Origin of the sequence: Hymenobacter negativus, assembly GCF_017571495.1 — a bacterium.
GTDB classification, from domain to species: Bacteria; Bacteroidota; Bacteroidia; order Cytophagales; family Hymenobacteraceae; genus Hymenobacter; species Hymenobacter negativus.
In genome coordinates this window covers 306,688-326,874 of the sequence record NZ_JAGETZ010000005.1, presented here as the reverse complement: position 1 = coordinate 326,874, position 20,187 = coordinate 306,688, and the positions used below count along the sequence as shown (strand labels likewise).

Below are 20,187 nucleotides of genomic sequence, written 5' to 3'. Positions count from 1 at the left end.
TTCTTTGTTGCTTCGGCATCCGCTCTTTCACTCCTTCCATGCTTCTAATCCCCACCCAACTTGCCGGCCTGGCTACTAGTCTGATGCTGTGCGCTGGCTTAGCGCCGGCCTGGGCGCAGGCCCCGCCCACTGCCCTCACGGTGCAGGTAAGCAAGCCCGGCGCGCCCATTGCCAAAACCATGTATGGGCTGTTTTTTGAAGATATCAACTTTGCCGCCGACGGTGGTCTTTACCCGGAGCTGGTCAAGAACAAGTCGTTTGAAACCGACGACCGCCTGCTGGGCTGGAAAGCCATTCGGGGCGCGGCGGCGCTGGCGGCATATGTCGTTTCCAGCGACCGGCCCATTGGCAATACCAACTCCCATTTTCTGCGTCTGACGGCCAATACGGCCAGCCCCGACGCGGGCTTCATCAACGACGGCTTTCGGGGCATGGGCGTGCAGCAGGAGGCCGAGTACACGTTTTCGGTGTACTTGCGGCGCGGGCCGGGCAACGTAGCCGGGCTGAATGTGGAGTTGGAAGAGCCGGGCCGCCGCGCAAACGGTGGGGAAGCTGCCACCCCGGACCGGGTGCTGGCCCGCACGCGCATTGCCGACCTCAGCAGCGAGTGGAAAAAATACAGCGTGGTACTCCGGCCTTCGGCCACAGCCGCGCACGCCCGCCTCAAGCTGACGCTGGATGGGGCTGGCACGCTGGATTTGGATGTGGTGTCGCTGTTTCCGAAAGCCACCTGGAAAAACCGCGAAAACGGCCTGCGCACCGACCTCGTGCAGCTGCTGCGCGACATGCAGCCGGGTTTCCTGCGCTTCCCCGGCGGCTGCATTGTGGAGGGCATGACCCTCGACAACCGCTACCAGTGGAAATCGACCATTGGCGACGTGGCCACGCGTCAGCCCCTGATGAACCGCTGGAATAAAGAGTTTAAGTGGCGCTTCACGCCCGACTATTACCAGTCGTTCGGGCTGGGCTTTTTTGAGTATTTCCAGCTTTCCGAAGACATTGGGGCCGAGCCAGTACCGATTCTGAACGTGGGCATGGCCTGCCAGTACAACTCGGCTGAGCTGGCTCCCATTGGCCGCGCCAACGGCCCCAGTGCCCCCGAAACGCACCCCGCCGACGAGCCCACGCTAGAAACCTTCATCCAGGACGCGCTTGATTTGATTGAGTTTGCCAACGGCCCGGCCAGCAGCCCCTGGGGAGCCCGTCGCGTGGCCATGGGCCACCCCGCCCCGTTCAACCTGAAGTACATCGGCATCGGCAACGAGCAGTGGGGCCCGCAGTACCTGGAGCGCTACGAACCCTTCTCAAAAGCCGTGAAGACCAAATACCCGGCCATCAACATTGTGGCCAGCGCCGGCCCCAGCCCCGACGGACCACTTTTCGACGCCGCCACCAAACGCATGCGCGAACTCAAGGCTGAAGTGCTGGATGAGCACTACTACGCCCGCCCCGAGTGGTTCCGCCAGAACGTGGGTCGCTACGACAACTACCCCACCACCGGCACCAAGATTTTCGCGGGCGAATACGCGGCCCAAACCGCAGCCATTGCCAGCTCCGAGAACAAAAACAGCTGGGACGCTGCTATTTCAGAAGCTGCGTTTATGACCGGCCTGGAGCGCAACGCCGACAAGGTCGTGATGGCTTCCTACGCGCCGCTTTTTGCGCACGTCGACGCCTGGCAGTGGACGCCGGACCTGATTTGGTTCGACAACCTGAAGGCTTACGGCACGCCCAACTACTACGTTCAGAAGCTTTTCTCGACCAACAAAGGCACTACCATGTTGCCCGTGCAGTGCGCCGCCGGCGCCAAAAATGGCGCCGACAACCTCTTCAGCAGCGCCGTGGCTGATGATGCCACCGGTGATATTGTGGTAAAACTGGTGAACTACTCGCCCGAGGCACGCCCCGTCAGCATTAATCTGCAAGGCGTGAAAAAGCTGGGCAAAGCCGGCAAGGCCACCGTCCTCGCCAGCGCCGATTTGAATGCCGTGAACAGCCTGGAGCAACCGCTGAACGTGGCCCCAAAGGAGGGAGGCTTCAAGGTTACTTCGGCCAACGTGGCCTACACGCTGGCGCCCAACTCCTTCACGGTGCTGCGTATTCCAGGCAAGCGCTAACAAACTTTGGAAGGCAGGCCAGCAGCTTATTTCCGGCCCGCCGGCCTGCCCCCCGAAATCCGGTACAGCCGGGCGCCGTGCCGCCGCACGTAGGGCGCAAACTCGCCGGCGACGTTGGGCTGGGTCTGGCCGGTCCAGAGGTCGCGTACGGTGCAGGGGCCGGTGATGCCCAACTGGGCCAAGGCCACGGGCACCCGCACCGAGTCGGCGGGCATGGGGCGCATGGGGCTACTGGTGTACACCAGAAACTGCACCGTACCACCGGTGTTCTGCATGGCGCTGGCGTTGTCGAGCCCGGCTGTGGCCTGAAAGCGGGTGTAGCCGGCTGGCAGACTGTACGTAATCAAAGAGTTGGCGTGTGTGCCGATGCCTTGGGCGTAAGTCTTGCCGGCCACCACCAGCGGCGCGCCCGACACGCTTTTGTTGAGCGCGACATTGCCCCAGCCAGCCGTGGCGGCTTGCCAGGGCACGGTGGTGAGCGGCACGATTTGGTCGCCATTGCGCAGCATGGGGGTCAGCCAGTCGGCGTGGTCCCAGGCCGAGCCGTCACCGCCGTCGCGCACATTGAGGTAGAGCGTGCGGGCCCCGGTAATGTCCACGTCTACCGCCTGGGCCTGGCCGGGCGTGCGGCGACTGATGACCGCGCTGGACCAGGCCGCTTCGCTGGCGGGGTTCATTTCCTGGTCCTGGGCATTGAAAACGGCCAAGAATTTATCGCCGGTGGCGGGGTCGTCGGCAGTCCAGGCCAACAGGTCGTTGTGGCGGAAAAGCTGGCGGTTGTGGGTGCTGCGGCGGTTCACGGCGAGCACGTCTTTGTTGGTGATGAGGCCCAGCGTGAAGGGGTCGTTGCTGGGCAGGTCACCACCAAACATCAGCGGTGAGCGGAAGATGCTCCACAAACTCATCAGCGTGTACTGCTCGTCGCGGGTGAAGCGGGTCATGCGGTCGTCGCCGCGCTCGGCCCGGATGCCCAGGCGGCCCAGCGGCAGCATGTCAGCATCGGGAAAGGCGCCAGAGCTGATGTGCGGCGCCCAGCGGTTGCACACCTCGAAATGTTCCTTCAACTGGCCCCAGCTGTCCCAAAAATCGCCAACGGTGCGCCACATATTGGCGTGCGCGGCCACGTGCTGAGATTCGGCAATGGGCGTTTCGCCGGGCGAGGTGCTGAACACGATGCGGCGCCCCGACTTGTCGATGGCCCGCCGAATCATCTCCACTTCCGGCTTGTGGTAGGGCTCCGACAGGTCGTCGACTTTCACAAAATCGAGCCCCCACGAGGCATAGAGCTTGAACAGCGAATCGTAGTACTCCTGCGCGCCGGGCCGGCCGTCCACCACGGTGTACATGTCGTGCAGCCAAGCGGCCTGGCCTTCTTTTGAATAGATGTCGGCTGCAGTGGCCTTGCTGCCGAGGATGGGCAGCCGGCGCTGCACCGCCACCACTGGCACGCCGCGCATGATGTGGATACCGAATTTCAGCCCCTTGGCGTGCAGGTAATCGGCCAGGGGCTTGAAGCCTTTGCCTCCCGCAGCCGAGGGGAAGCGGTTCACGGCCGGCACGAAACGGCCGTATTCGTCGATGTTCCAGGCGGGGTCTTTCTCGTTGTAACCGTGGGCGGTATCGTTGCCCACGTACCAGCGGATGTCCACCACCACGTAGTCCCAGCCGCTACTTTTCATGTTTTTGGCCATGTAGTCGGCGTTGGCGCGCACCTCGGCTTCGGTCACGGTGGGGCCGTAGCAGTCCCAGCTATTCCAGCCCATGGGCGGCGTGGCGGCCCACTGGTGGAAGTCGGACGCGGGCGCGGATTTCTGGGCCAGGGTGGGCCCGGCGCCAAGAACGAGCAGCACCGCCGCCAAGCGTCGGGCAACGAGAGAGAATGTGGGCATAGCGGCTAAATTACCGGAATCGGGCCGGATGGAGCCTCATACTTTAAGCCTTTGCCGACGCAAAGCCGGTACCTTTGCCCGTGGCTGCTTGGTAATTCACAGCCTTCTCATCCTAAGCATGTCGCGCCCGAGATAAAGGCAATGGCTCTTCTCACGCCCGGCAGGCTATTGCTAATCCTTCCATCGTAACAAGGTCCTTCGCGCTGCTCAGGATGACAGATAGCCCCGACAACTCAGTTGCTAAACAGCCTAATCTGCCGCCTCGACGGTGGCAGTCGGTGCTGACTGCGGGGCAGTTGCCCGACCTGCTTTTTCTGGGGCGCTGGCTGCTGATTTGCCTGGCCGTGGGTGCGCTGGTGGGCTCGGCTTCGGCGGGCTTTCTGGTGGCGCTCGACTGGGTTACCCATTGGCGCGAGGCCCATCCCTGGATAATCTGGCTGCTGCCGGTGAGCGGGTTTGTGGTGGGCGCCAGCTACCATTATTTGGGCCAGAACGTGGTGAAGGGCAACAACCTGCTGCTTGACGAAATCCATAGCCCGCGCCACACCATTCCACTGCGCATGGCGCCACTGGTGCTGTTTGGCACACTGGCCACGCACCTGTTTGGGGGGTCGGCGGGGCGCGAGGGCACGGCCGTGCAGATGGGCGGCACCCTGGCCGACCAACTCACCCGCTGGCTGCGGCTGCGCCCGCGCGACCGCCGGCTGCTGCTCATTGCGGGCATCAGTGCGGGGTTTGCGTCGGTGTTTGGGACGCCGCTGGCTGGGGCGGTGTTCGGGCTGGAAGTGTTTCTGATTGGCTCGGTGCGCTACGATGCCCTTGTGCCCAGCTTCCTGGCCGCCGCTGCCGCCGATGCCGTAACGCGGGCCTGGGGCGTGGGCCACACACACTACCCGGAGCTGGCGGTGCCGGAGCTGGCCCCGGTGTCGCTGCTGCTGGCGCTGGGCGTGGGCGCGCTGTGCGGGCTGACCGCGCGCGGCTTTGCCACGCTCACGCACGGCCTTGCACGGCAGTTTCAGCGCATTGCCTACCCGCCACTGCGGCCTGTGGTGGGCGGCGCGCTAGTGGCGTTGACCGTGGCCGCGCTGGGCACCACCAAGTACATCGGGCTGGGCATTCCTACCATTGTGGCGGCGTTTCAGGCCCCGCTCCCACCCCAGGATTTCGCCCTGAAACTAGCCCTCACGGCCCTCACGCTGGGCTGCGGCTTCAAGGGCGGCGAGGTGACGCCGCTGTTTTTCATTGGGGCAGCGCTGGGCTCGGCGTTGGCGGTGGTGCTGCCGCTGCCGGTGGCACTGCTGGCGGGCATGGGCTTCGTGGCGGTGTTTGCGGGTGCGGCCAACACACCGTTGGCCTGCACATTTATGGGCGTGGAGCTGTTTGGGGTGCACGCGGGCATTTACCTGGGGCTGGCCTGTGTGGCGGCTTACCTGTTCTCAGGCCACACGGGCATCTATTCGTCGCAGGTTATCGGGCGGGCCAAGCACCTGCGCTTCGGCCGGGAGCAGGGCCGGTTGCTGAGCGAGATTCCAGGGAGGCGTGAAGCCAGCCGCAAACGCACTGAATGAACCAGCATGACGGCCTTTTCCCACTGTTCACTACACACTACCAACTGCCTGCATGAACATTCTACTTGTTGAAGACGACCCGCGGCTGGCGGCCCTCATTCGGCGGGGGCTGGAGGAAGAGCAATTCACAGTAACGCTGGCCTCGGATGGCCTGCTGGGGCAGCAGCTGGCCCTTTCCCAACCCTTCGACCTGATTATTCTGGACGTAATTTTGCCCCACCGCAGCGGGCTGGAGGTACTGGCCGCCATCCGGGTGCAGGACGCGCAGGTGCCCGTGCTGCTGCTCACGGCCCTGGGCACTACCACCGACAAGCTCCAGGGCTTCGGTGGCGGGGCCGATGACTACCTCGTAAAACCCTTCGACTTTGCCGAGTTGGTGGCACGGATGCGGGCCCTGATGCGGCGCGGCAGCCCCCAGCCCAAAGGCAGCCGCCTGGCTTTTGCCGATGTGGTGATGGACATCCCCAGCCGCACCGTGACGCGGGCCGGGCAGCCGCTGCGTCTCACCACCCGCGAGTTCAACCTGCTGGAACTGCTGCTGCGCCACCCGGGCCGCGTACTAAGCCGGGGCGAAATTGCAGAGCGCGGCTGGGACGAGTCGTTTGATGCCGGCAGCAACGTAATTGATGTGTACGTGAATTACCTGCGCAAAAAGGTGGACCACGGCTTTCCAAGCAAGCTCATTCACACAGTAATTGGGGCGGGGTACGTGCTGCGGCAGGAATAGAACGTGTAAAGGTTAAAAATATGACCATCCGTAACCGACTAACCTGGCTGTTTGTGGGCTTGGTGGCCGTCATTCTGCTGGTGGTGCTTACCACGGCCTTCCTGCTGCAGCTCGACTACGGGCAGCGAGAGTTTCGGCAGCGCCTACGCGACCGGGCCGAGGTGGCGGCCTACTTTTTTCTGGAGAAAGACGAACTGCGCAGCTCCGCTTTTCAGGAGTTTCAGAAGCGCTACCAGCGTACGCTAACGGGTGAAATCATTCAACTGTATGATGCGCGGGGCGAGGTGCGTTTTGTGCGCGAGGATGCGCGGCTAGAGGTGCCACCCGAAGTGCTGGCCCGCATTAAGGAAGGCCACGAAGAGTATTTTGAGGACGGCCCGCGCCTGGCCGTCGGCATTTTTTACCACGACAACCAGGGGCAATACGTGGTAGTGGCCGGGGCCGAAAATGTATATGGCCAGGCCCGCCTGCGCTACCTGGCTACTATTCTGGCTTCGCTGTTTGTGCTCAGCCTGCTGCTGATTTATGCGGCCGGGCGCCTGTTTGCGGGCCGGGCGCTGGGGCCCATTGCTGCCCTCAACGACCAGATGGACCGCATCACGGCCCACGACCTGCACCTGCGCGTGACCGAAAACCTATCGGGCCGCGAGCAGGACGAACTGGCGCGCCTGGCCCACACCTTCAACCGCCTGCTCGACCGCCTCGAAAGCAGCTTTGAGGGCCAGCGGGCATTTGTGCGCAATGCCTCGCACGAGCTGCGCACGCCGCTGGCTGCCAGCATCGGCGAGGCGCAGCTGGCCCTCACGCGCGACCGTGAGCCCGCCGCCTACCGCGCCGCGCTGCACGACCTGCTAACTGACCTCACCCAACTCAACTCCCTGCTCAACCACCTGCTGGAGCTGGCCCAGGCCGAAGTCCACCTGCCTGAGCACGACGCCGTAATCCGCGTGGATGAGCTGCTGGCCGAGGCCTGCGCGGCCATTACGCCCACCCAACGCCCGCGCCTGCACCTGCACACCGGTTACCTCCCCGCCGAGCCTGAGCAGCTGGAGCTCACCGGCAACCGCGCCCTGCTCAGCCGCGCCCTCACCAACCTGCTGGAAAATGCCCTGAAATACTCCGACCCGCAGCCCGTGAGTGTCATGTTGGAGTACGAACCCGGGGGCGTGCGGCTGCGCATCCGCGACGAGGGCATCGGCATTGCCGACGACGACCTGGCGCAGGTATTTCAGCCCTTTTTCCGGGCAGCCAATGCCCGGCTGGTAGCGGGTCATGGCGTGGGCTTGTCGCTCGCCCGCAAAATCATTGAGCACCACGGCGGCCAGCTGCAGCTGAGTTCGCGCCTGGGCCACGGCACCACGGTGCTGGTGCTGCTGCCCACGGCGTAAGAGGTTTTATGGTTGGGTGAGGCCCACCGCCTGAACGACTATTCCATTAAAGCCTTTCTAATCGCATTCTAATGCCACGCCTGTAGTCTTGCGGCAGCTTCACCATTAGCTGCCTGCCATGACAACTGTCCCTCTGCCATTTGCAACGCCCCGCCGGAGCGCACAAAATCCGGCAATTCACCCCAAGGTCCATGCCCGAAAAGTGGGCTACCGCTGGAGCTTTCTACTGGGCGCAGCATTGCTCGGCGCGTGCACCGAGTCGCCCGTTGATGAGCTGAACCAACCTGAGCCACAGGCGCAAGCGGCCGTCTCCGGGGCCTTACCCGAACCGGCGCTGGAAGAGCTGGTGCTGAGCGGCGAAATTGCCACCGATGGCAACCGCACGGCTCGGGTGTTTCCGCTGGTGGGCGGGCAGGTGGTGCGCGTGGGCGCCGAGCTGGGCGATGAAGTGCGCCAGGGCCAAGTGCTGGCCGTGCTGAAAAGCAGCGAAATAGCCGACCTTCAAAACCAACACACCGCCGGCACCGCCGACCTGGTTGTGGCCCGCAAAAACCTGGCGGTGGCCGAAGAGCTGTACCAGGCCGGCCTAGCGGCCGAGCAGGACGTGTACAAGGCCCGTGTAGAAGTAGCCCGCGCCACGGGCAACGACACCCGCAACCAGCGGCAGCTGGGCGTGTACAGCATTGCTAAAAGCGGCCTGAATGAGCTGCGCGCTCCCTTGGCGGGCTACGTCATCGAGAAGAACCTAGCGCTAGGCCTGCGCTTTACCACCGCTAATATGCAGACGGCCTTCACCGTAGCTAACCTGGACAGCGTGTGGCTGATGGCCAATGTGTTTGAGGCCGACCTGGACCGGGTGCGCAAGGGCCAGACGCTGGAAATCACTACCCTCAGCTACCCCGACCAGCCGTTGCGCGGGCGCATCGACAAGGTTTTCCACGTGCTCGACCACGACAGCAAGGTGATGAAAGTGCGCTGCACGCTACCCAATCCAGGCCACCGGCTTAAGCCTGGTATGCACGCCCAGGTACGGATACTGGCCGAAACCAAACAGTAAGCAACTATGGCTATTCTCATTGTTGAAGCCGAAGAAACTCGGCTCTACAGCACGCAGCGCTTTCTGCATCGGGCCGGCTACCAGACCGACGCCGCCCCTACCCTGACCATTGCCGAAGGCAAGCTGGCCAGCCGGCACTACGAGTTTGTGCTGCTCGCCCAGGCCCTCCCCGATGGCGACGGCCTCACCCTGCTGCAAGACGCCATGCGCCGCGAAGACCATTCCTCGTCGTTCATCCTCACCGATGCTTCCGACGTAGACGCCCGGCTACGGGGCTTCGCCGCCGGCGCCGATGACTGCCTGGCCAGGTCCGTGTCGCTCATCGAGCTGGAACGCCGGCTACGCACCATTCGGCGGCAGCGGTTTGGGCACCAGCGGCCAAAAATCAGCTTCGGCAAAGGCTTTGTGCTGGACCTGGCCGGCCGCTTGCTGCGCTATGGGCCGCAAGAGGTATACCTGAGCCGGGCGCAGTTCGATTTGGTGCATCACCTGCTGCGCCGCCGCGGCCAAGCTGTTACCCGCGAGGAACTTGGTGCCCACCTCGGCAAAGGCACCGAAGCGTCGAACTACATTGATGTGCACGTTAGGAACGTGCGCAAGGCTCTGGCCCGCCACGCCCCGCCGGACTTCCTGCAAACTGTGCGCGGCATCGGCTACCTGATGGCAGCTTAGAAGCCGTTTGTAAGCCCGCCATGGCAACTCTTCTTCGCACAGTTTTCTTTCAAAGAATCTGCTTTTACGGCATTTTCTGCAGGCCTTCCCACTTCACTTTCCAGTTTTTGGGAATGCCGGGGTTGGCTTCTTTGCAGCCGTCGTAGCCGGCGCACATGAGGGCTACCGCGGCCAGCAGGCCGCCGTTGCCGGGCAGGTAGAGGGGTAGGCGACCTTCCTGGTAGTTGTGGCCGTTGGGCAGATAGGTGTTCTTCTGCACCTTCATCAGCAGGGCATCCACGGCCTTTTCGGGCAGGCCGAGGCGGGTGGCCGTCATGGAAGTCATGGGGAAGTCCCAGCCCCAGGTGTCGTTCCAGCTCCAGTCTTTCCAGATGAGGTCGAAGGTGCGGCGCATGGTGGCAGGGTCTACCTGGCCGGTGGCGGGCATCACGCCCAGCGCAGCCAGCACCGAGGGGTGGTCGGTTTTGTATTCGGGGTTGGTGTAGGAATCGGGCGCGCTTTCGGCGGCCAGGTACACGCCGTTGGCCTCGGGCAATTTCGAGAGCTTAGCCAGTACCTCGTCCCACTGGGCATTGCGCGGCTGGCCCTGGCGCTCGCGCCATTTCTGCGCAATATCCAGCGCCCAATGCCAGTACACCAGTTCAAATGTGGGATTAAATGTCTCCTCAGCTTTGAACCGTTCCTGGGCCGGAATCACGCCTTTGCCCAGGATGTAGCGGCCTTTGTCTTTCTCAAAAAACGGGTAGGACGCAATGAATTCGGCCGTTTGGGCTACCCGCTCCTGGTAGAGCTTCAGAGTGGCGGCATTCGGGTGGGCACGGTAGGCTTCTTCGGCAAAATAAATGGTGTGGGGCTGCTGCCAGATGAGAAACGCGCCCACTGATGACGGTCCTTCTTCGCCCCAGGGGTCGGTCATTTTCTGCCAGCGCCAGCCGGCGTAGCCCTGCCGCTGGGCAATGCCCTTGGCTACGGCCTGCACATCGGGCCGGGCGTACCAGGTCAGGCTTTTTTCCAGGATTTCGGGACGGCCCCAGAGGGCGAAATGGGCCGCGTGCCACCAGTGCATTTCGAGGTGCGGGCGGCCGTACCAGCTGTTGAGGAGCAGCCCGGTTTCCTGCGGCGGCTGCGAGCCGGCGTTGTGGATGCGGGTGAGGTACTGCGAGAGCACCACGCGGCGCTCCAGCTCCTTGGCGCGCGGGTCGGCGGTGCCGCCGAAATCGACGGCCCCACCGCTGCGCCAGTAGGCCTGCCACTGCTGGCGGCTGTTGGCCTGGGTAGCGGCGAAGGTTGGGGCTGAAGCTTTGGCTTTAAGTGGCGTGAACTGGCAGCTCAGCTCCAGCACCGCGCTTTTGCGGTCGGGCGTGAGCAGGTATTCGTGCGGCCGGCCGGCTGCCAGCGTGGCGGTTTGGGACCAGCTCAGCGCGGCAAAATACTTGGTAGTATCGAGCTGATGGGTGAGCAGGGCGCGGCCGGCTTTCTGCTCCACGATGGCCGATTTGTGCGCGTCGTCGTGGGTGTAGTCCACGGCCATATCAGCCCAGCCAGCGGTGGGGAAAGGAAAACGCAAAGCCACTTTCAGTCGGCCGGTTTTCAGCAGCTCGGAAGTCACTTTAGCAGCCACCGCGTCCTGCGTCTGGTGGCCGACGGTTACCACATCCACCGCCGCGCCTTCTACCGTGAAGTGGCTCTGGATTTCGCCGGTCCACGGGTTCAGCGCCTGGTGGATGTTTTTAATATCCCGAATACTGGCCGGCTGGCCGTCTTTTTTCAGGATGATGAAGCCCAGATTGCCCAACTGCAAGCGGTGCGGGTTGGCGCGGAAGTAGTCGCCCGATTCTCTGTTACCGGGCGTTTTCACCTGCACGGCGTAGCTCACTTTGCGGCCATTCAAGGTGTATTCGCGCAGGCTCTGCTCAAATTTGTAGCCGTCTTTGTTTGGAAAGCGGTGCCAACCCCACTCCGATTCGGTGCCGAGCGGCAGGGCTTTTTCGTAGTGCAGCGGGAAAGTCTGGAGGCCGGTCACGTCGGCGGTGAAAGCAAATTTGCCATTGCCCACGGAGAGCGAATTGAGCGAGTCGGTGTTGGTGACGACGACTTTATGGCGCTCCACCACAGCCTGGCGGTTGATGGGCTGGGCTTGTGCTGCTAATGGTAGGAAGGCAAGTAGCAGGATGGCCAGCCGTGGGGCTTCACCCCCAGTTCCTCTTCGATGGAGAGAGGAGCCTGACGGGTGTTCTAGGTTCGTTTTTTTCATAGGGAATTCAAGTTCAATCTGGTTACGTCGGGCTGGCTTGGGTGAGGGTTAACGCCCCAGCGTTACACTCATCAGCCCTATCACCACGTCATTGGCCAGCGCTTTCACGGTAAGGCTTTTGAGTTTTTTCTTTGGGTCTAAGGGCAATTCCAGCACGGTGGCTGCGCCGCCGTCGATGGCGCGGGTGCTGAAGCCTTTAATGCTGGTGAATTGGTTGAAATCCTGGGCAATGAGGCCGGTTTTGAGGTGGACGCGCCAGGGCTTGGGAGCACCCGTCTGGAAGGCAAAGCCGTCGTCCAGCAGGTCCTGTTCGATGGGCCACCAGTTGTCGGGGTTGCGCAGGGGGAGCGTGGCGGTGGTGTTGTCGGTGTAGGTAATTGTTACCTCGCCATTCACTAGCTGGCTTTGCATGGGGTTGGTGCTGCCGGCCATGAGTAACGTGGCGCGGCTGGCCTGCCCCCGCAGCGGCAGCGTGGCCTGGTGAGGATAATTGTCCCACTGCGACACGAACAAAATGTTCTTCGTCCCGCCCGCGCCGGGCGTGCGCAGCGGCACACCGGTAGGTAGTTTAATTTCGTTCTTGGCCCCGGCCAGTTGGCGCAGGCCAGCATCGTCAATAGTTGCCTGGGTGAGCGGGTAGCACCAGTTGCCGATGCCCTGGGTGGGCAGCGCCAGCGTGGCCGTTTGGGTCCGCGGAGTGAGGTAATTGTTGCGGAAAATCTGCGTCACCCGGTCGTTGAAGGCAGCGCTGAGGTCCACCGTTTCCCAGGTGGCAGGCGCCGCTAACGCATTGCCGGTACCAGTCGGACTTGCTACCACTGTTTTCAGCGGCTCCCACCAAGCCAGCCTTCCTTGCTTCAGCTGTATGAAGGCCGTGCGGCTGCCGGGCGCGCCGGCCAGCTGCGCCGTCAGTGTTGAGCCAGTAAGCTGCACCTGGCTGAGGGCCTGTTGAGGGTCGGCCACGGCGACGGCTTGCGCATGGGCAAAACCGGTGGAAACAACTGTTCCAACCGAAGCTGTTTTTAGGGACGCGGCAGGGTCCAGCGCTTCGCCCTGCCACTCTATTTCGATGCGGTAGCCCGCCGCCGGAGCACTGTTGATTTCGACAAGTGGCCGACCCACGGCGGTAGCTACGTTGCGCCACGCAGCGGGCTGGCCGTTCACTTTCAGCGAAGCCACGTCATCGGCCAGGGCCGGGATTTGCAGCTGGAGCGCCAGCAGTTTCGGCAGGCGCTGGGCAATGGTGTAGGTTTCGCGCTGGCCCTGGCGGCGGTAGCGGAACGTCACGTCTGGCACTTTCAAAGACGCCGAATCCCAGGCGGCGGGCAGGCCGGGGCGCACCCGCAGCGTGTCGTGTAGGGCATCGGGGCGGATGCCAAACAGGCCTTCCACCAGCGAGCGGGCCGCCATGCCGATGGGGTCGGCAAAGTCGCGGTATAGCTCGCCGCGATAATTGTCATAAAAGGAAATTTGCTGAAAATTGCCGGGGCTGCTGCCCAGGTACATACTTTCGAGCAGGGCGCTTTTCCAGAGCAAAAAGGCATCCTGCCCGCGGCCGGCCTGCCAGTAAGCCAGGGATGTGTGCAGGTTTTCGGCCAGCACCACATTGTTCAACGACCAGTCGTAGGGCTGCCAGTTGGTGGTTGAGAGCAAGTAGTAGCCAGCATCGGGCAGACCGGCAGCCCGCACCGGAATATGTGGGATTTCGGCATCGATGTAGCGCGTGGCCTGGTAGGCGTCGAGGGCTTCGGGCACCTCCGAATCGATGGCGTGGTAAATGGTCCACAGCCCCGCCGACTGGTGAAGACTTTTGAGTCCCAGCGCATCCTGGTACTCGGCATACCAACCCAGCTTTGTCAGCCACAGCCGGCTTTGCATGGCCTGGCGGATGCGGGCGGCCTCCTGGTGGTACGGCGCCGCGTTTTCGCCCAATAGCCGGGCCAATTCAGCAGCCTGGCGGTTGGCGTAGTAGTTATAAGCCGAGCTGTGGGTGACGCCACCGCCGCTGTACTGCAGAGCATCGGACGCCCAGATGGCTGCGTAGGCATCGTAGAGGCCATCGCCGTCGGGGTCGAAGTTGCGCTTCTCCCAAGCAAGGTGGCGCTGGAGCAAGGGCCACATTTCGCGGGCCAGGGCGAGGTCGCCGGTCCAGTTGAAATGGCGCAGCAGCTCATCGATGAACACGAGGTTCATGTCGTAGTGGTGCGGCCGGAAATCCCCGCCAGGGTTGCGGCTAATGTAGCCTTCGCTGAACACGGTGGTGCCCAGCTTTTCCAGCTGCCGGGCCAGGTGCAAAGCGGTATCGGGCGTTACCGGGCCGTTGGGCGGGCTGGTCAGCTGCGACTTGGCGTAGGCGCGGAAGTGCGTGGCGGCGCGGTCGTGCCAGCCCAGCGGGTCGGCCGCGTAGGGGCCGCGCCAGCCGTTGAGGCGCATGCGCCAGGCCACCGCGCCGTGCATGTAAGAGGGCGTTTCCCAAATGGCATCGGCGGCTACGGCCAGCGTTCCACCGAGGGTGTTGAGGTAAGCATCGGGGGTGCTGACGCTGACGCGGCTAGCGAGGGCCGTCCGCGCCGCCTCGGCCCGGGCAAAGGCGGCGGGCAGTGTTTTGTAAGTCACAACCGCGGCCTGCTCTGCCTTCTGCACTCCGAAATAATAGTCTTCGCCTGCTTTCGCCGTCAGCACGCCCACCGCCACTGGCGTGGCCGTAGCCGCCGATGCAAACAGTTGCTGCGGACTTTCCTGTTGCGCGGCATCGGCTATGTGGTTTTGGGCGCCGGGTGGCACAATGCCAAGGAGGGTTTTGAGCGGTGCCGGAGCGGCTGCTTTGCTGGCAATGCTGTAGCTCAAGGTAAAGGCATTCTTTTTCAGCTCAAATGCATTGCCCTGGCAGTACTCTGGCTTCAGATAAAAGCTGGATTCTGGGTCGGCCCCGATGTCGCCGTCGCGGCTAAACTTCTTGCCCGTGGCTCCGCCGAAAGCCCACAACAGCTGCACCTTTTTGGCCGGCACGTTTTCAAACCGGGCCTTCACCAACAGGCCTTCGGCATCGGCCATGGCCAGCACTTCGAGATGCAATGTGCCGGAGCCCAGCAGTGGGTCGGTGATGTCGTAAAGCATGCTGCCCGGCCGGTAGCGGGCCACAATGTTTTCGGCTTTAACCAGCCACTTGCTCTGGCCGTTGGCCAGCAGGCCGAACTTCATGTTACCGCCCATGCCGGGTAGGTAGAGCGCAAATTCCGGCAAGTCGCCAGCCTCTACACGGAAGGCGGTATTGGTGCCGTAGAGGGCGCGTGTGAAGCGGTGCGTACCGTTGGTGATGACAAAGTCGGAGCCCTCAGGCCGGTAGCGGAGGGTGCGCGGCTGGTTGTGCCAGAGCGGCGGCGGGGTTTGAGCGTGGGCAGTGAGAGTTAGGAGGAATAGGAGAACGAGTGTCGCCCACCGCGTCAACCTCACCCCCTGACCCCCTCTCCAAAAAAGAGGGGGCATCGGAAATGCACCTATCGGAATCGTCCTCACGAACCGGTGCCCCCTCTTTTTTGGAGAGGGGGTGATGGGGTGAGGTTTCGTTGCGCAAGCAAAACACTGTAATTGCATAGTTATGGCCGGTTTGCAACAGCCGGTTTCTCATACATTTCTACCTCCACCAGCCCGAGTGTGCCGGGCGGGCCGGCTTGGTCCGTGGCGGCGGTGGCATTTTTGGGCGTCTCCAGCTCGGTGATGTTGAAGGCGTCTTTGGCCTGGGTGTGGCCTGTTAATTCAATGCGGACTTTCTGGCCCGTACGCGGCGGAAAAACGGCTGTAAAGTAGCCCAGGCTGCGCTCGGTTTTTCCGCTGAAAGCTTCCTGCCCATCTATCAGGATGCGGATTGGGTAGGTACTGTTGCGCCAGCCGGTCAGCTTCATGGCCACCTGGCTGATGGGCGCGGCGCGGGCCAGCGTGTATTCTATCCACGGCCGGCCCTCCTTGCGGTCCGAAACCCACTCCGACAACTCGTTGTCATCGAAGCTGTAGGTGGCATTGGTCGGGTTGGAATTGGCGGTGGCGGCGGTGATAGGCACCGACACCCGCGACACCGTGAACGATGGCCCGGCCGGCGTGGGCCCGCGCCGCAAGCTCACCGGCAAATCAGCGCCGGGCAGCTGCGTGGCCAAGCCGTTTTCCACCAGCACGGGCTGCGACTTCAGGCTGACCGTGGCTGGTTTCAGTCCCTCAGCCGTGGCCGTGACTGTGATTTTGCCAGCTTGGGTCGTGCTGCGAATAAGTACGCGGTTCACACCGCCTTCCACCGGCAGGTTCTTGCTCAGAATGTAGTTGCCTGGGCCCTGCGCCAGGCCGCCGCGCCATTCGGCCGGGCCGCTCAGGCTGAAGTTGACCATGTTCAGGGCTGTGGGGCAGCGGCGGCCCTTAGCATCCACTGCCTCCACTTGCAGCAAGGACAGGTCGGTACCATCGGCGTGCAGGCCGGCGGGGCTGGTGGTGGCCGTGAGGCGCAGGGCCACGGCTGGGCCGGTGGTTTGGTGTTCGGCTTCGCTCACTTTTTTACCGGTGGCGTCGTAGCTCACGGCGCGCAGGGTGCCGGGCTGCCAGGCCACGTTCGGGAAGGTGAACAGGAAGCGGTACTGCTGCTGGCCAAAGCCCATCGACTTGCCATTGAGAAACAGCTCCACCTTCTCGCCGCTGGATATTACATCCACATTTTTCACCACGCCTGCTTTGTAGTTCCAATGGCCAATGAGGTGGGTGCGGGCCTTCTCAGGCTCTACCCAGCCATCCCACATTACCTGATGAGCGAAGTAGCCGTCCTTGGCAATGCGCAGGGCATCCACCTCGCCGCTACGGCGGTAATTTTCCGCGCCCCGGTAGTGGGTATTGGTGTCGGAGAAAACGATGTTGACACCGCCGGCACTGCTGCGGGTACCGGTGCCGGGCCGCTCGTGCCAGTAGTCGTACCAGCGAATAACGTCCTCACGGGCAAACGAGTCCTGGTTGCGGTTGTAGGCGCTGGCATCCGGCTTTTTCTCGGTGGTATTGGTCGTCACCGAATGGTAGGCACTCGGCCCTTCGCCGTCTTTGTGGTAGGGCGGTGAGAATTCGTCCCAATACTTGCGCAGGGCTTCATCGCGCGAGTATTCCATGGCCCATAGCGGCTTGGTAGCGCTTTTGTTGATGTAGAGCATCTCGCCGCCATATTCGGCAGCCGGAATATCCAGCATCTCGCGCGAGCCGATGGCCCGGCCGCCGTGCGGGTCGTACTGATTCCGAATGTCCTTCAATTCCTGCATGTGGGCCGCGCTGATGCTCTCGTTGCCCCCCTCATAAAACAGAATGCTGGGATTGTTGCGGTTGTAGATGATGGCGTCGCGCATCAACTCCAGGCGCTGGCCCCAGCGGCGGTCAGCCACGTCTTTTTCGGCGTCGCCGGCGGGCATGGACTGCGGCAGGCCTACCCGGTCGCAGCTTTCGATGTCCTGCTTCCAGGGCGTGACGTGCATCCAACGGACCATGTTGGCATTGCCGGCCACCATCAGGCCGTTGCTGTAGTCGGAAAGCCAGGCGGGTACCCCCAGGCCCACGGCGGGCCACTCGTTGCTGGTGCGTTGGGCGTAGCCGTGCACCATCATCACCCGGTCGTTCAGCTTGATAAGGCCGTTGGCAAATTCGGTTTTGCGGAAACCGGTGCGGGTTTGCACCTCGTCCACCACCTTATTATCGACTAGCAGGCGGGTCGAAACCGTGTACAGATAGCCGTAGCCCCAGCTCCAGAAATGCAGGCCTGAAATATGCTTCTGGGCTTTCACGGTTTTTGTTTCACCCGGCTGCAGGGTCGTTTCGCCACCGCTCAGGGTGCCCACGGTTTTGCCCTCCCCATCCAGCACCGTGGCTTCGAAGCGGAAAGTGCGGGCCGCCGACAACTCGTTCTTCACCTGCGCCTCCGCTACTACCGTGGCCTTGCCGCCGGCTACGTCGAAGTCCTGCGCATATACATATACGCCGGTGGTGCCCAGCGCCGAAAACAGCGGCAGCGTCTGGTGCAGCGGACTCATGACGTGCAGGAACACGTTCTTGGGGATACCGCCATAGTTGGCATTGAAGTTCCGGTTACTCCACTGAAAAGTCTGGCCGCTGGCGCGCTCCTTGTAGTCCCAGTCGTTGTCGGTGCGCACGGCCAGCACGTTGTCGGCCGGCGCGGGCTTGAGGTAGGGCGTCAGGTCGAAGCCCACGGCCATCACGCCGTTTTCGTGCAGGCCCAGACGCTGGCCGTTCAGCCAGAACTCGCCAGCCAGTCGCACCCCCTCAAACTCAACAAACACCTTTTGGCCCACAGCCCCGGCCGGCAGATGGAAATGCTTGCGGTACCAGGCCACGCCCGTGCTCAAATCCTTAATGTCCTTGCTGAAAGCCTCGTCCTCATTCCAGGCGTAGGGCAGCGTCACGCTTTTCCATTTGGCATCGTCAAACGCGGCAGCTTCGGCGCCGGGCGCCTCCCCTACCCGCACCTGCCAGCCGGGGTTGAAACTATACTTCGTGCGCCCGGCGGCGGGTGGCGCGGCCCAGGCGGCGGCACTTAGGCTCCACAGCAGCGGTAGCCAGCAGTAGCGCCAGACCTTCGCAAGCAGGTGGAAATTCGCTTTCGGCATTGAGTGGAAAAAGAAGGAGTGTCACAAAAGAAGCCGCAGCTTCCGAGCGCACCATCCTGTACTGTGGGGTATGGACTGCCCGCGCGGGCTGGGCAGTTGCCGTTTTCTATCCGCGCTATCCCAACAGCTGGTTGAAACGGAGTCGAATAGGAACGCAGTTGCGCCCGGCTCCAGCCCCGCCAGGAGGCCAAAACCGGGCGCAACGCCTCAGGTCTCAATCTTGATTAGTATCCGTTATTCTGAGTGTAAACGCCGGGAGCCGAGCTTAGCTCCACCTGCGGCACGGGGTAGAGCAGCAGTTCGGCCGGAATGGGGCGCACGATTTTATAATCCCGCCGCTGGCCGTTTGGCAATGTTGTAGGGTCTTCGCGGCTTGCCCAGGCGTTCATGGTGGTCAGGGCCAGGCCAGAGCGCATGAGGTCGTTCCAGCGCAGGTTTTCGCCGGCAAACTCGCGGCGACGCTCCTCCATGAGGGTTTCCAGCGTGAGGGTAGTGAAGGCGGGCTGGCCGGCGCGGGTGCGTATTGGGGTGAGACGGGCAGCGGCACTGGCAGCCGAGCCGCCTACGTTGCGCACCTCGCACTCAGCCTTCATCATCAGAATATCGGTGTAGCGCAGCACGATAAAATTGGTGCCCCAGTCGGTACGGCTAGTGCCTTTGGCGGCCACGTTAAGATACTTTTTGTAGAAGGGGCGTGGGTCGGTGGTGCCGGCGTTGGTGTAGCCCTGCTGAATGTTCACGGCGCGACGCAGGTCGCGGCGGGTACGGGTGGTGTCGTACGACACATTGTTCAGGTCGTTGGACACGGGTTTAATTTCAACCGAACCAGCCGAAAAAGGCAGGGCCAGCAACGTGGGCGACGTGTAGTAAATATCAGGCACCACCACGTTCATGAACGACGAGCCTAGTGTTCCCAAACCGTTGGAAATGTACTGAATGTCAAAAAGAACCTCCGAGTTGTTTTCGTTGGTGGGCGAAAAGATATTGGCGTAGCTGGACTGCAGAGAGTAAGCAGCCGAAACGGGGGTTCCGGTGCGGTTGATGAGCTCATCGAGCAGCGTGTTGGCCTTGCCGTACTCATTGCTGGCCAGGCCAGGGCCGTCGATGCCATAGTTGGGGCCCGACTTGGTGAGGTACATCAGCGCAAGCATTCCTTTGGCTGCGCCATTTGTGACCCGGCCCACGCCCGAGGTAGACCCGACGCCGCTGGCGGTGTAGGCAGCGGGCAGGGCATTGATGGCCGCCTTTAAGTCATCTTCAATCAGGTTGTACACAGCAGATACTTCGCTGCGCCCAATCTTGGCCACATCCTGCGGAATGAGGGGCTTATCAATCACGGGCACCCGGCCAAACTTGCGCACCAGGTCGAAGTACATAAAGGCCCGGATGAACTTGGCTTCGCCTTCGTAGCGGGTGCGCAGCGAACCCGTCACGGCCCCGTTCTCGGCCAGTTGGGCCAGCATGGTGTTGGCCCGGAAGATGGTGGAGTAGTCCGATGCCCAGGCATCGGCCACGTAGGGGTTCACCACGAGCAAGGCAGCGGAGAAGTTGTTGACGGGGTCCCAGTCGCGCGAGCCGATGGAGCTTACGGCAAACATGTTGTCGGACCGCAGCTCGGAGAGGATAACTTCCCGGTCAGGGTAGCCCCGCAGGGAACTGTACACAGCCGACATGGCTTGGTCGAAATCGGCCGCCGTCTTGTAGAAATCTGGCACCGAGCCGTTCGAGATTGGCGTCTGGTCCAGGTCCTTTTCACAGCCTCCCAGAGTAACCAGCGCACAGGCCAGGGATAAGCTAAGGAATATCTTTTTCATGAGGAATTTTAAGGGAAGAAAGGCGTACTTCAGAAGGTTATGCTGCGCATGACGTTCTTTTCA

General features: G+C 62.5%; 11 protein-coding genes. 6 read left to right on the top strand and 5 right to left on the bottom strand.

All coding sequences use genetic code 11. The features are described from left to right. Nucleotides 1–38 precede the first annotated feature (38 nt). Nucleotides 39–2,117: an alpha-L-arabinofuranosidase C-terminal domain-containing protein gene (locus J4E00_RS13700; protein WP_208175738.1), complete on the top strand. Its 2,079-nt coding sequence runs from the start codon at nt 39–41 to the stop codon at nt 2,115–2,117. Nucleotides 2,118–2,143: 26 nt separating this feature from the next. Here the strand turns inward: J4E00_RS13700 and J4E00_RS13695 are convergent, their stop codons facing one another. Continuing rightward, the gene (locus tag J4E00_RS13695; protein WP_208175737.1) at nt 2,144–4,006 is read right to left on the bottom strand and encodes an NPCBM/NEW2 domain-containing protein; all 1,863 of its coding nucleotides are present in this window, start codon (nt 4,004–4,006) and stop codon (nt 2,144–2,146) included. A gap of 212 nt (nt 4,007–4,218) precedes the next feature. On the opposite strand from J4E00_RS13695, the gene J4E00_RS13690 reads away from it, so the two are divergent. From J4E00_RS13690 to J4E00_RS13670, 5 genes are all read left to right on the top strand, one after another. Beyond that, nucleotides 4,219–5,574, top strand: a complete 1,356-nt coding sequence (locus J4E00_RS13690; RefSeq protein ID WP_208175736.1) for a chloride channel protein — start codon at nt 4,219–4,221, stop codon at nt 5,572–5,574. Nucleotides 5,575–5,626: 52 nt separating this feature from the next. Further along, the gene (locus J4E00_RS13685) at nt 5,627–6,301 is read left to right on the top strand and encodes a response regulator transcription factor (protein ID WP_208175735.1); all 675 of its coding nucleotides are present in this window, start codon (nt 5,627–5,629) and stop codon (nt 6,299–6,301) included. Nucleotides 6,302–6,321: 20 nt separating this feature from the next. Continuing rightward, nucleotides 6,322–7,689, top strand: coding sequence for a sensor histidine kinase (locus J4E00_RS13680; protein WP_208175734.1), 1,368 nt, complete (start codon nt 6,322–6,324; stop codon nt 7,687–7,689). Nucleotides 7,690–7,807: 118 nt separating this feature from the next. Then, nucleotides 7,808–8,746: an efflux RND transporter periplasmic adaptor subunit gene (locus J4E00_RS13675; RefSeq protein ID WP_208175733.1), complete on the top strand. Its 939-nt coding sequence runs from the start codon at nt 7,808–7,810 to the stop codon at nt 8,744–8,746. 6 nt (nt 8,747–8,752) lie between these two features. Continuing rightward, nucleotides 8,753–9,418 carry a response regulator transcription factor gene (locus tag J4E00_RS13670; RefSeq protein WP_208175732.1) on the top strand — a complete coding sequence of 222 codons (666 nt, stop codon included), beginning with the start codon at nt 8,753–8,755 and terminating at the stop codon, nt 9,416–9,418. A gap of 64 nt (nt 9,419–9,482) precedes the next feature. Here J4E00_RS13670 and J4E00_RS13665 read toward each other — a convergent pair whose 3' ends face one another. From J4E00_RS13665 to J4E00_RS13650, 4 genes are all read right to left on the bottom strand, one after another. Further along, entirely contained in the window at nt 9,483–11,672 is a 2,190-nt protein-coding gene (locus J4E00_RS13665; RefSeq protein WP_236049763.1) for a hypothetical protein, read from the bottom strand. Nucleotides 11,673–11,720: 48 nt separating this feature from the next. Beyond that, on the bottom strand, nt 11,721–15,158 hold the full coding sequence (locus tag J4E00_RS13660; RefSeq protein ID WP_208175731.1) for a DUF4450 domain-containing protein: 3,438 nt from the start codon (nt 15,156–15,158) through the stop codon (nt 11,721–11,723). 110 nt (nt 15,159–15,268) lie between these two features. After that, a complete protein-coding gene (locus tag J4E00_RS13655) occupies nt 15,269–18,310 on the bottom strand; it encodes a glycoside hydrolase family 2 protein (protein ID WP_208175730.1) in 3,042 nt (1,013 codons plus the stop codon). 224 nt (nt 18,311–18,534) lie between these two features. Further along, nucleotides 18,535–20,124 (bottom strand): RagB/SusD family nutrient uptake outer membrane protein, encoded by a 1,590-nt coding sequence (locus tag J4E00_RS13650; RefSeq protein ID WP_208175729.1) that lies wholly within the window; start codon nt 20,122–20,124, stop codon nt 18,535–18,537. Nucleotides 20,125–20,187 lie beyond the last annotated feature (63 nt).

Bases quoted from the DNA above. Each gene is read 5' to 3' on its own strand.
- J4E00_RS13700 (WP_208175738.1), top strand. From the start codon at position 39: ATGCTTCTAATCCCCACCCAACTTGCCGGCCTGGCTACTAGTCTGATG.
- J4E00_RS13695 (WP_208175737.1), bottom strand. From the start codon at position 4,006: ATGCCCACATTCTCTCTCGTTGCCCGACGCTTGGCGGCGGTGCTGCTC.
- J4E00_RS13690 (WP_208175736.1), top strand. From the start codon at position 4,219: ATGACAGATAGCCCCGACAACTCAGTTGCTAAACAGCCTAATCTGCCG.
- J4E00_RS13685 (WP_208175735.1), top strand. From the start codon at position 5,627: ATGAACATTCTACTTGTTGAAGACGACCCGCGGCTGGCGGCCCTCATT.
- J4E00_RS13680 (WP_208175734.1), top strand. From the start codon at position 6,322: ATGACCATCCGTAACCGACTAACCTGGCTGTTTGTGGGCTTGGTGGCC.
- J4E00_RS13675 (WP_208175733.1), top strand. From the start codon at position 7,808: ATGACAACTGTCCCTCTGCCATTTGCAACGCCCCGCCGGAGCGCACAA.
- J4E00_RS13670 (WP_208175732.1), top strand. From the start codon at position 8,753: ATGGCTATTCTCATTGTTGAAGCCGAAGAAACTCGGCTCTACAGCACG.
- J4E00_RS13665 (WP_236049763.1), bottom strand. From the start codon at position 11,672: ATGAAAAAAACGAACCTAGAACACCCGTCAGGCTCCTCTCTCCATCGA.
- J4E00_RS13660 (WP_208175731.1), bottom strand. From the start codon at position 15,158: ATGCCCCCTCTTTTTTGGAGAGGGGGTCAGGGGGTGAGGTTGACGCGG.
- J4E00_RS13655 (WP_208175730.1), bottom strand. From the start codon at position 18,310: ATGCCGAAAGCGAATTTCCACCTGCTTGCGAAGGTCTGGCGCTACTGC.
- J4E00_RS13650 (WP_208175729.1), bottom strand. From the start codon at position 20,124: ATGAAAAAGATATTCCTTAGCTTATCCCTGGCCTGTGCGCTGGTTACT.